Source organism: Paenibacillus sp. FSL R5-0345, from assembly GCF_000758585.1.
Taxonomy (GTDB): domain Bacteria; phylum Bacillota; class Bacilli; order Paenibacillales; family Paenibacillaceae; genus Paenibacillus_AQ.
In genome coordinates, this window is the sequence record NZ_CP009281.1 from 734,975 (window position 1) to 747,883 (window position 12,909).

At 45.2% G+C, this 12,909-nt stretch carries 4 protein-coding genes; all 4 read left to right on the forward strand.

Annotated features, from left to right (window positions below):
* Window positions 1-334: 334 nt before the first annotated feature.
* The 4 genes from R50345_RS03310 (at window position 335) to R50345_RS03325 (ending at window position 12,609) form a co-directional block, all read left to right on the forward strand.
* Window positions 335-6,337, forward strand: coding sequence for an S-layer homology domain-containing protein (locus R50345_RS03310; protein WP_042124083.1), 6,003 nt, complete (start codon window positions 335-337; stop codon window positions 6,335-6,337).
* A gap of 221 nt (window positions 6,338-6,558) precedes the next feature.
* On the forward strand, window positions 6,559-8,028 hold the full coding sequence (locus tag R50345_RS03315) for a type I restriction-modification system subunit M (protein ID WP_042124085.1): 1,470 nt from the start codon (window positions 6,559-6,561) through the stop codon (window positions 8,026-8,028).
* Window positions 8,021-9,181, forward strand: a complete 1,161-nt coding sequence (locus R50345_RS03320; RefSeq protein WP_052414448.1) for a restriction endonuclease subunit S — start codon at window positions 8,021-8,023, stop codon at window positions 9,179-9,181. The genes R50345_RS03315 and R50345_RS03320 overlap by 8 nt, the downstream gene beginning before the upstream one ends.
* 80 nt (window positions 9,182-9,261) lie before the next feature.
* Window positions 9,262-12,609, forward strand: a complete 3,348-nt coding sequence (locus R50345_RS03325; protein ID WP_042124086.1) for a DEAD/DEAH box helicase family protein — start codon at window positions 9,262-9,264, stop codon at window positions 12,607-12,609.
* Window positions 12,610-12,909 lie beyond the last annotated feature (300 nt).

Sequence of the window (12,909 nt, forward strand, 5' to 3'; positions counted from 1 at the left end):
TCTCGGTTTTTTTTGTATTAACTAGAACTATGATCATAGATCGTTTTTTCCATCGGCAATCAGGATGAGGAATTCAAAACGTGACGGCCTAATCTGTTTAATAGACAGAGAGGGCTTTTTTAATGTGCGAATCTATGGTTTTTTTCTTTGATCACAAATATATATATGACTAAAGTCATATTAAATTCGTGATTTAGCGTATTTTTTTGTCGAAAAATAAACTATTTTCTAAGAAATGTCGATATAATAGGATGGAAATCTGCTTTTCTGTATTAACTGTAATTACGGAAGCGTTAACAATTATATGAATCGTCATTCGACAAGGAGGAAAGCAATGTTAAAAAAGTTAGGCAAGATTGGATTGGCTTTTATATTAGTCATTGGACTGCTACCGATGATTTCACTCCGGGCATACGCGGCCATACCCTCATTCACCCAAACGGTGGACTTTCCCATTCAGCCTCCAGTTACAAACGCCTCGGGTAAGAATGTTTCTGATGTTGATGTTCTTCCTGACGGAAGTACCGCAGTAGTGTTGAACACATTCGCTTATCAAGGCAATTCCTACGTTTATACTTATTCTTTGAAGGTTTTTGACAGCACGGGAGCTCCTAAAGCGGATTTTCCTCTAAGCAACTTAATGGATACCTACTACCAGATGATTGATGTGAACATGCTTGCGCTAAGTAATGGCAATATTCTGATTACTTACAATAAAAGCGACAGCGGAGCAAACAATTTGCAATTGGGGACTGTTAGGGAGAATAACCCCAACGCCTATTTCATGGTGCTAGACCAGTCAGGACAAAAGGTAGTTGGCCAGACGCAGATTAATACATACTCTGCTGCCAGTACCCCGGCACTCACACGCTTTGTCTCTATAACGGAATTGTCTGACGGCAATATAGCTTTTTCCTGGCAACGAAACGACAATATTAGCACTGCTACACGTGTCTTTTCTGTTACGGGAGCCCCGGTCTCGAGTGAAACGCTATTGGTTAACCATAATGCGAGCATGTCTTATGTATCCGCTGGAGACGGCGTATATATGGTTGCTTACAATTCGGGAGTAGGACCCCAGACGGATACTATTAAGCTGAAAATATTCAGTAATAATGGGACTCTGTTGAACACGATTGATAAAGGATTAAGAACGGATGAAAAACAGCTGTTTCTGTCTACGTTGAACAACGGCAATTTTATGTTTAGCCAATATAACTATAGAAATGGCACATCAACGGTTTCTTTATATGATAAGAACGGTACGAGTAAGGGTGATTTTACAGTAAGCGGCTATCTAGGTGAATCTTCGGCTGCTATTTATAGGGATGGTGCAAATCCGGGATTCGTAACTGTAAGTACGGACCCTACTTCTACCAATGCCATCAATGATGCGTACAACAACTTTAAAGAATGGTCGGGAACGCAGTATGCTTACCTGAATTATTATGACAATGACGGTAAACTGGTCTTTACATCGGATCAGCCGGTGGATTCCGCTCCGGTGGCTATGCAGGGTTTCAATGAAGCCACTTGGATATACGCTGTGGAATATTATCCAAGCTTCCGATTGTATCCCACCTTTGGCGACAATCTTGTCTTGGTGACAACCGATAATACGGATGCTGATCATTATAGAATAACTGCAAAATTATTTGAGACAGGAGCTCCGGCACCGGCAGCCATCATTGACTATGCTGCTGAGCAACTGACCGGACTGACGCCAAACAGCGCGTACTCGGTTAACAACGGTACGGCGGTAACGGCGACAGCAGAGGGTAAGCTGGCTATAGACATCAGCTGGTTTGGAACGTCAGTGAGTATCGTGAAGAAAGGCGATGGCTCGACGACAACGGATAGCCCGGCACAAACGCTGATTATTCCAACCCGTCCAGGAGCGCCGACTAGTGTAACGGCGACGAATGAAACGGCGATAAGTACTAACGATGGTACATTGACTAACGTAACAACTGCGATGGAGTACAAGAAGGGTGTAGCGGGTACTTGGACGAATATTTCAAGTGCGACCGTAACGGGACTTGATCCGGACATGTACTATGTCCGGACAAAAGCGACGGTGACGGCGTTTGCGTCAGAAGCGAAGAGCGTGACGGTGGCTGCGTTCGTGGCAACACCGGAAGCGACACCAGCAGCCATCATTGATTATACAGCAGAGCAGTTAACTGGTCTGGCGCCAAGCGGCTCATACACGGTGAACGGTACGGCAGTAACAGCGACAACAGATGGTAAGCTGACCATTAACAGTGGTTGGTTGGGAACGTCGCTGAGCATCGTGAAAAAAGGCAATGCCTCGACGACATTGGATAGCGCGGCGCAGACGCTAAGCATTCCGTCACGTGCAGAGGCGCCGACTGGTGTGATAGCGACGGATGAAACGGCGATCAGTGCTAACAATGGTACATTGACGAAGGTGACAACCGCGATGGAATACAAGAAGGGTACAGCAGGTGCATGGACGAATGTAGGAGGTGTAACCGTAACGGAACTTGTTCCGGACACGTATTATGTGCGGACGAAAGCAACGGCGACGGCATTTGCTTCAGAAGCGCAGAATGTTACGGTGGCTACTTTTGTGCCAACGCCGGAAGCAACACCGATAGCGACCATTGATTATGCGGCAGAGCAGTTGTCAGGCTTGACGTCAAGTGGCTCGTACACAGTAAACGGGGCTTTGGTAACAGCGACAGCTGATGGCAAATTAGCTATTGATAGCAGTTGGCTGGGAACATCACTGAGCCTTGTGAAGAAGGGGAACAGTTCGACGACTACGGATAGCGCAGCGCAGACGCTGAGCATTCCGATCCGTCCAGTGGCGCCGATAGGTATTACGGCGACGGACGAAACGGCGATAAATGCTAACAATGGTACATTGACGAACGTGACAACCGCGATGGAATACAAGAAGGGTATGGCAGGTGCGTGGAAGGATGTGACGGGTGTAACCGTAACGGAACTAACTCCAGACACGTACCATGTGCGGACAAAAGCGACGGCAACGGCATTTGCGTCAGCTTCAGTGCAGATGGCGGTGGTTGCTTTTGTGGCAACACCGGAAGTGGTGCCCGCAGCCGTTATTGATTATTCGACTGAACAACTGACAGGCCTCACGCCGAATGGCTCGTACACAGTAAACGGGGATTTGGTAACAGCAACAACAGATGGCAAATTAGCAATTGGTGGCAGTTGGTTGGGAACGTCGCTGAGTATTGTGCAGAAAGGCAATGGCTCGACGACAACGGATAGTGCGGCGCAGACGTTAAGCATTCCGTCCCGTGCAGGGGTGCCGACTGGTGTAACGGTGACGGATGAAACGGCGATAAATGCCAACGATGGCAAATTGACGAACGTAACAACCGCGATGGAATACAAGAAGGGCACAGCAGGGGCATGGACGGATGTGTCAGGCACAACCGTAACAGGGCTTACTCCTGATACGTATTATGTCCGGACGAAAGCGACTTTGACAGCATTTGCTTCAGAAGCGAAGAGCGTGACGGTAGCTACGTTCGTGCCAACGCCGGAAGCAACACCGACAGCCATCATTGACTATGCGGCAGAGCAGTTGACAGGCTTGACGCCAAGTGGCTTGTACACGGTAAATGGTTCAGCGGTTACGGCGACAGCAGATGGTAAGCTGGACATTAATAGTAGTTGGATAGGGACATCGCTAAGCATCGTGAAGAAGGGCAACAGCTCGACGACAACGGATAGTGCGGCACAGACGCTAAGCATTCCGTCCCGTTTAGTGGCGCCGACTGGTGTGACAGCAACGGGTGAAACGGGAATGAACACAAACGATGGAACGCTCATCAATGTTACTAGTGCGATGGAATACAAAAAAGGCACCGCAGGTGCATGGACAGATGTACCGGGTACAAGCGTGACGGGACTTACTCCTGACACGTATTATGTGCGGACGAAAGCAACAGCGACTTCATTTACCTCGGCTTCGGTGCAAGTGACGGTATCGGCATTCACGAAAATGCCAGAAGCGACACCAGTAGCCGTCATCGACTATGCTACTGAACAGTTGGCAGGCCTGACGCCAAGTGGCTCATACATGGTAAACGATACAGCGATTACGGTGTCAGTAGATGGCAAGCTGGAAATAGATAGCAGTTGGTTGGGAACCTCACTGAGCATCCTTAAGAAAGGTGACGGTTCAACAACAACGGACAGTGCGGTACAGACGTTAAGCATTCCATCTCGTGCAGCGGCTCCGGTAGGAGTGACTGTTACGGATGTAACGTACAATGGAGCTAATAACGGCACCATTCAGAATCTGACAGTCCAAATGGAATACAAAATAGGCAGCACTGGTCTTTGGAGAGAAGTTACAGACACAATGATTACTGACCTTGCGCCGGACACGTATTATGTTCGGGAAAAGGCAACGGCAACAGCATTCGCTTCTATTGCCGCTCAGATTACTGTTCATGACTCGAATGCGGTCATCCCGTCCGCGCCTGAAGTCACGGCTGATGATCTGAACAATACGATTGTTGGTCTGGACACGAGTATGGAATTTTCAGTGGACGACGGACCATACGTACGGTACGACGGAACCAACTTACCGGACTTGAGTGGTGAGCACATTTTTAAGGTACGGGTGGTAGCTAGCGGGTCCGTTCCGGCGGGACCGGCAACCAGGTTGACCTTTACAATTAATATGCTTAACCCTGCCGGTGGCTTGAACGTGATCGCCATCGATCCAAGTGGCTCGGCAAATAACGGCTATACACAAATCACTGTTACGCCTACATTGGCTGATGGACATAAGCTCTTTTATAAGAACTTTGGCGCTGGTAGCGTCGTCGTACCAAATGTGGGAGATGTCCTGAATGGATACACGCTTGTAAGCAGTGATGGATTGGTTCCTGCGGCCAATGGGGATACGATTGGGATTGCAGAGGTAGATGCTGACGGCAAGGTGGTGAAATACGGTAGTGCAACAGCAGCTGTGGCGGCTGATCCCGTAACACCTGGTACTGATCCGGTCAGCCCAGGATCCGGAAGCAACTCGAATAGCGGAACAACCCCTGGTAATGCGAACACAGTTGTTACCGATGTGATCGTACTAGTTAACGGTAAGGAAGAGAACGCGGGCAAAGCAACAACAACTGCCTTAGGAAACGTGGCAACAACTATTATCGTCGTCGACCCAGCTAAACTCCAAGCGAAGCTGGACGCGGAAGGTAATGGGGCGGTGGTGACCGTTCCTGTGACGCTGGATTCCAACATCATCGTCGCTGAGTTAAACGGTCAAATAATTAAGAACATGGAGAACGCATCGGCTACCCTAGTGTTTCAGACAAGCAAAGGTACTTATACTTTGCCAGCCGACGAAATCAATATTGATGCGATAGCTAAAAAACTTGGAAGCGGCTTGAAGCTGGAAGATATCACACTGAAGATTACGATCAGCGAATCCTCACCATCCATGAACCAGGTAGTGGCGGGTGCTGCAAGTAGTGGTGGCTTCACACTCATTGCACCGTCACTAGATTTCACTGTTACCGCTACTTACGGTACATCGACAGTGGAAGTGAGTCAGTTCAATGCTTACGTAGAGCGGATAGTGGCACTTCCAGGTGGTATTGATCCGAATCGGATTACGACTGGAGTCGTTGTGGAGCCAGATGGCACAGTGCGCCATGTGCCGACCAGATTCGCTCTGAAGGACGGCAAATACTACGCAGTTATTAAGAGTGTGACGAACAGCTCGTATTCGGTGATCTGGCATCCGCTGACTTTTGCGGATGTGGAGAATCATTGGGCGAAGGACTCAGTGAACGATATGGGATCTCGTCTAGTAATTAATGGAGTGAACAAAACGACCTTTAACCCGAATGCAGATATCACCCGGGCAGAGTTCGCGGCGATCATCGTACGCGGTCTGGGACTGAAGCTTGGAGAAGGAAAGACTGCGTTTGCGGATGTGCCAGTGAATAGCTGGTATGCAGGAGCGGTTGAAACGGCATCTGAGTACGGTCTGATCACCGGTTTTGAGGATGGGACATTCCAGCCGAATGCTCCAATCACTCGCGAGCAGGCCATGAACATTATCGCTAAAGCGATGAAGTTAACCGGCCTTGGGGACCAGACTGGAACAGTGGATGCAACAAGTGTACTTGCTGCCTTTACAGATGCAGGCAACATAGGCATCTGGGCTAAGGACAGTCTGGCGCTTGCCGCCAAAGCTGGCTTAATCAGCGGCCGTGGCGACAATAAGCTGGAGGCAAAGGCTAATGTCACCCGTGCGGAAGTGGCAGTTCTTATTCAGCGGCTGTTGCAGAAGTCGGGGCTTATTGATTAGATTGAAATGAGTAATGGAAGAGTGGATTCGGCATAGGGCTGAATCCGCTTTTTTTTGTGGTTAGCTCGCCTATGTTCTGGTCTATCCTTGGACAACCGCTGTGTCTGAATAAGGGCAGTGTAAGTATGGGATTCTAGGTTCTTTGATTGAGGAGATAGGTGTATAATATAGGAAGTATAAACGAATAAAGAATGATTATGGAATAGAATGGAGCAATATGGATGCTAACAGGAGAAGTTCGCAATAAGGTTGATAAAATATGGTCTGATATATGGGCGGGTGGTATCAGTAATCCTTTAACGGTTATTGAACAGCTTACCTATTTAATGTTTATTCGTTCCCTCGATGAGAAGGAATTGGAGAATGAGAGTTTTGAAGCCTTAAGCGGTGAAGCCATGCCGAAGATTTTCCCCCCGGACGAAGAGGGGCAAGAACTGCGCTGGAGTAAATTCAAAACCAAAGATGCCCGGATCATTTATGATATTGTCGGCACAAAGGTATTCCCTTTTATCAAAGCAATGAATGGAACGAACATGACGGCCTTCTCGCGTTATATGCAGGATGCAATGTTCCTAGTTCCAACACCGCAAGTATTGCAAAAGATGATCACAGGTCTTGATGAGCTGTATGAACATGATATTAAGAACCTGGATATGCAGGGTGATCTTTACGAGTACATGCTAGGCAAGCTGGCTTCGGCAGGACAAAACGGTCAGTTCAGAACACCCAAGCATATTCGCGACTTGATGGTCCATCTGCTTGCGCCCACACCTAATGATAAGATCGTTGACCCGGCTTGCGGTACAGCGGGCTTTCTTGTCTCTTCTGCCGAATATATTCGTGAAAAATACGAGGCTGAGATGACCAGCGAGCAGTGGGAGCATTTCGCAGGTGAGATGTTCTCTGGGTTTGATACCGACAGAACGATGCTTCGCCTGTCTGCAATGAATCTGATGCTCCATTCCATTAGCCAGCCGAACATTGATTACGTGGACAGTGTTTCCAGACAAAATAATACGGCATCTGCCTATGATATTGTACTCGCCAATCCTCCGTTTACCGGAACCGTGGATGCTGAGAGTATTAACGATAACCTTAGAACAGTTACGGATACCAAAAAGACAGAGCTGTTATTCGTAGCTCTCTTCCTGCGAATTCTCCGTAAAGGTGGACGCTGCGCTTGTATCGTTCCGGACGGCGTTCTGTTTGGTTCGACCAAGGCGCATAAATCACTTCGTAAAGAGCTGGTAGTGAATCATCAGCTTCAAGCGGTGATCTCCATGCCAAGCGGAGTGTTCAAACCGTATGCAGGAGTTAGCACGGCGATTCTGTTGTTTACCAAGACAGGTGCTGGTGGTACGGATAAAGTCTGGTTTTATGATATGAAAGCAGATGGCTATTCTCTGGATGATAAACGCTCACCAGTCGAGGCTAACGATATCCCGGATATCATTGCCCGTTATCATAATCTTGAAGGAGAAGCAAACCGCCAGTCGACAGAGCCAAGCTTCCTAGTGGACAAGTCTGCAATTGAAGCAAATGACTATGATTTATCTATTAATAAATATAAAGAAGTTGTGTATGAAAAGGTAGAGTATGACAAGGCAGAAGTAATTATGGCTCGATTAGATGAGTTGAACCTTGATATTGTCTCCAAGATGGAGGAATTGAGGGGGCTGCTGGGTGAGTAAGTGGGAAATGATTAAGTTAGGTGAAGTGTGTGATGTCCGTGATGGAACTCATGACTCTCCGAAGTATGTTGATCATGGATACCCGTTAGTAACATCTAAGAATGTAGCTAATGGATACATTGATATTACAAATGTAAATTATATATCCAAAGAAGACTATAATAAAATAATAGTTCGATCAGGTGTGGATGATGGAGATATTATCATGCCTATGATTGGTACTATTGGCAATCCAGTAGTTGTTCGAAAGACATTTGATTTTGCAATTAAAAATGTGGCACTAGTAAAATTCATTAGAAATAATGTGCTAAACAAATATATATATTATGTTCTTTCCAGTGATATTTTCAGAAAGTATATTGAAAAAGAAAATAGAGGTGGGACTCAAAAGTTTATTTCATTAAGCAACATTCGAAACTTTTTTATACCACTCCCACCGCTCGAAATACAAAAGAAAATTGCAAAAACATTAGACACCGCCGCAGAACTGCTTGCCATGCGTAAACAGCAACTTGCTGAGCTGGACAATCTAATCAAATCTACCTTTTATGTTATGTTTGGGGATCCGGTAAGGAATAAAATGGGTTGGAATAAAATTAAAATATTGGATATTGCTAAAGTGGAAACTGGCTCAACCCCAAGCCGTAATAACATAGAATATTATATTGAAGGCTCTGTGCCCTGGGTCAAAACCAGTGAAATTTCTAAAGGCTACATTTTTAGTGCGCAAGAAAAGATTTCAGAAAAAGCTATAAAAGAAACAAATTGCAAATTGTTCCCTGAAAATACTATATTAGTAGCGATGTATGGCCAAGGTAAAACTCGTGGACAAGCTGGTATATTAAAAATTGAAGCGGCTACCAATCAAGCTTGTGCTGCCATTCTACCGAACCAGGGATACATTACTGAGTTTTTATTTCGCTTTCTACAAATGAAATATGAAGATTTGAGGGGATTAGGTCGGGGAGGAAATCAACAGAATCTTAATCTGTCGATAGTAAAAAACTTTGAAATAATATTTCCCCCCATTGAACTCCAAACTCAATTCGCTAACATCATCACCAAAATCGAAGAACAAAAATCCCTCGTTAAACAGGCGATAGACGAAACGCAGTACCTCTTCGATAGCCTAATGAGCGAGTATTTCGAATAACGAGCTTTAGCTTAGCCTAGTCTAGTCATTTTCTCTTACTCAATTAATCTCCACCACATTCTACCCGTGAGGTGAATCCAATGCCTGCTAACTTTGAATTCTTACAGGGACAAACGGAATATAAGTTATTTGCTACAGCTTCCATTGAGGCGGAGAGGGTGCTTGCCACCTCTCCGGCAATGGCGGCGGTAGGTAGCCGCAAGGCTTTTGAGCTTGCTGTGAAATGGGTTTACGCTGCTGATAACACCATTACCATGCCGTATAAGGACAATTTGCAGGCGTTGATTCATGAACCAACTTTTAAATTCGCAATGGACAACCAGACTTGGGGCAAGCTTTCCTATATTATCAAGCTGGGGAACCTTGCGGTACATACGGATAAGGCGATCAGTAGCAGTGATGCAGTGTTGTCACTAGCCGCTTTATTTGAATTCGTGCAGTGGATTGATTATTGCTATGGTACTAATTATGAAGAGCGCCATTTCGCAGAGAGTAATATCCCTGTAGAGAAGGTAATTCTGGATAAAGCCAGGATCAAAGAGAAAGACAGCTTAATCGAGCAAAAAGAATCTGAGATTGAAGCTCTACGTGCTCAGATCGCGGCGATGAGTGACAAGCTCACCGCAGATAAAGAGCAGCACCAAGAAGAGCGCCATTTTACCCCAGAGGATATTTCGGAGTTCCGCACGCGTAAAAAATACATAGATGTAGACCTGAAGCTACTTGGCTGGACAATCGGCGATGATGTAAGGGAAGAAGTAGAACTGTACGGGATGCCTAATAATGAAGGCAAAGGATATGCCGACTATGTTCTTTATGGCAAGGATGGCTTGCCTCTGGCAATCATTGAAGCTAAGCGCACCTCAAAAGACCCAAAGGTAGGAACTCATCAAGCCAAACTGTATGCAGATTGTCTGGAGCAAATGACTGGCAGACGACCTATGATATTCACGACCAACGGATTCGAGACCAATCTGTGGGATGACATTACTTCTCCACAGCGTAAGGTGAGCGGCGTATTCTCCAAGTCAGATCTGCAGAAGCTGATGAATCGGCGGAAGGAACGCAAGGTTTTGGATGAAGTGGTTATTGATGATAAGATCACAGACCGCTACTACCAGAAGGAAGCGATTCGTGCGGTATGCGAGAATATTGGGACAGGTCATAGACGATCTTTGCTGGTTATGGCGACTGGCACCGGGAAGACAAGAACAGCCTCCAGTTTAACTGATGTGTTATCCCGTGGAGGGTACGTGACCAACATCCTATTTCTGGCCGACAGAAAAGCCTTGGTCAAACAAGCGAAGGACGATTTTAAGAACTATCTGCCGGATATGTCTCTTTGTAATCTGCTTAGCAATAAGGATGACAAGACGGCTCGTATTGTTTTTTCCACTTATCCAACGATGCTGAATTCGATTGATAGGGCTAAGAGCGATGATGGCAAGCGTTTATTCACTCCCGCCCATTTCGATTTAATTATTGTGGATGAGGCACACCGGAGTATATTTAAGAAATTCCGTACCATTTTTGAATATTTTGATGGCATTATCGTGGGGCTGACAGCAACTCCCAAGACGGAAGTAGATCGTAATACGTATGATTTCTTCGAGATGGAGAGCGGTGTACCGACCTATGCTTATCCTTACGAGACGGCTGTTGAGGTAGACCACGTTCTGGTGCCATATCATAATATTGAAGTTACGACGAAGTTTCTGGAGCAGGGCATCACTTATGAGACTCTTTCCGAGGATGACAAGGCGCGATACGAAGAGGATTTCACAGATGATGATGGCGAGATGCCTGAATTTATTCCCTCTCCAGCAATCAACGAATTTATTTTTAATCAGGCAACCGTGGATCGAGTACTGGAGGATTTAATGACCCAGGGGATCAAAGTATCAGGTGGAGACCGACTGGGAAAAACGATTATTTTTGCGCAAACCAAACAACACGCACAGTACATCGTAGATCGATTTAATAAACTATACCCTCAGTATAAGGGTGATTTTTCCCAGCGAATTGTATCGGGGGATAATTACACGCAAAGCTTGATTGATGATTTCAAAATACCCAATAAAAGTCCTTATATCGCCGTAACGGTAGATATGCTGGATACAGGTATAGATGTGCCGGAAATCGTCAATCTGGTGTTCTTCAAACGGATTCGTTCCAAAACTAAGTTCTGGCAGATGATTGGCCGGGGGACAAGGCTTCGTAATGATCTGTTTGGAGAGGGAGAGGACAAGACACTTTTTGTTATTTTTGATTATTTGGGCAACTTTGAGTTCTTCCGTCAACATAAGGAGGGATTGCAGGGGAATGAAGCCTACAGCTTGTCCGAAGCTATTTTTGCCAAGCGGGTCCGATTAATTCATCATATGCAGCAGTCTGTTTTTATAGATGAACCCTATCAATTGATTCGTGCTGATTTGATAGAAATAGTAATTGGACAAATTCAAGCCCTTAATACGGAATTAGTATCTGTAAAAATGCAGCTGCAATACATAGAGAAGTATAAACATAATGCGGCTTTTGTCTGCTTGCTGGAGCAGGATCAATCTAATCTGATTAAATACCTTGCACCTATTGTCTATATGGATGATGTAGATGAGCATGCCAAACGTTTTGATAATTTGATATATGGTTTAATGCTTGCACAGGTTGAGGAATCGCCACAATACAAGAAGAGTAAGAAGCAACTGATAGAGGTAGCTAAAACCCTATTGCAGCGTGCAACCATACCGCAGGTTAGAGAAAAACTAACGCTTATTCAAACTATAGGGACGGACGAATTCTGGGATAGCGCTAATATATTGAATTTTGAAAAAGTACGTACGGAGCTACGCAGTCTCATTAAATTTATCGTGGATGAAGGCGGCAGGAATCCGATTTATACCAACCTCGCCGATGAGGTTCTTGAAGTCCACGAGGGAAAAGGGATGTATGAGGCCTATACCTTTGAGGATTATAAGCTAAAGGTCAATCGCTATATTGAGAAGAACCGGGATAATCTTGTGATCCACAAGCTCCGCAATAATATTCCGTTAACGGCGCTGGACTATGAAGCCTTGGAGAAAATCTTTACAGGTGAACTAGGCACAGCAGAGGATTATCAGCGAGAATTCAAGGACACCCCGTTTGGCTTGCTGGTGCGCAAAATTGCCAAGCTGGAATACGAGGCGGCAACGGCTGCTTTTTCGGAATTTATCAATGATCAGTCGCTAAGTCAGGGGCAAATTGTATTTGTTAAAAAGGTAATTGATTATATTGTCCAGAACGGCTATATCGATAATGTATCTGAACTGATTAAGCCGCCTTTTGACAAGCCGCAGAGCTTCATCAAGCTGTTTGACGGGACGAAGCAGCGAAGACTTGTAGAGATGGTTACACAGATTAAAGAGAATGCGGTTAGGATTATTGGGTAATGTTAAATTTCATATTACTCCGAAACTTAGAGTGGTTATAAAAATAAGTGCCAGACCGCAATTTTTGTAGTCTGGCTTTTCATTTGATGGGGTATATAGTATAAGATTTGTTTACACAGTACCCACGACACATGTGGAGTGCTGTTCACTACTTATAAGGAAGGAACAATTAAATACAAGTACATCGGTGATTAGAACCTTCCTAAAATGTGGGGGATTTTTATTTGATTGCTTAATAAAATAAGTTAAAATTATAAAATTTGGTTAAAAAACTATATTTTTAGATATATCCTTGAAAGG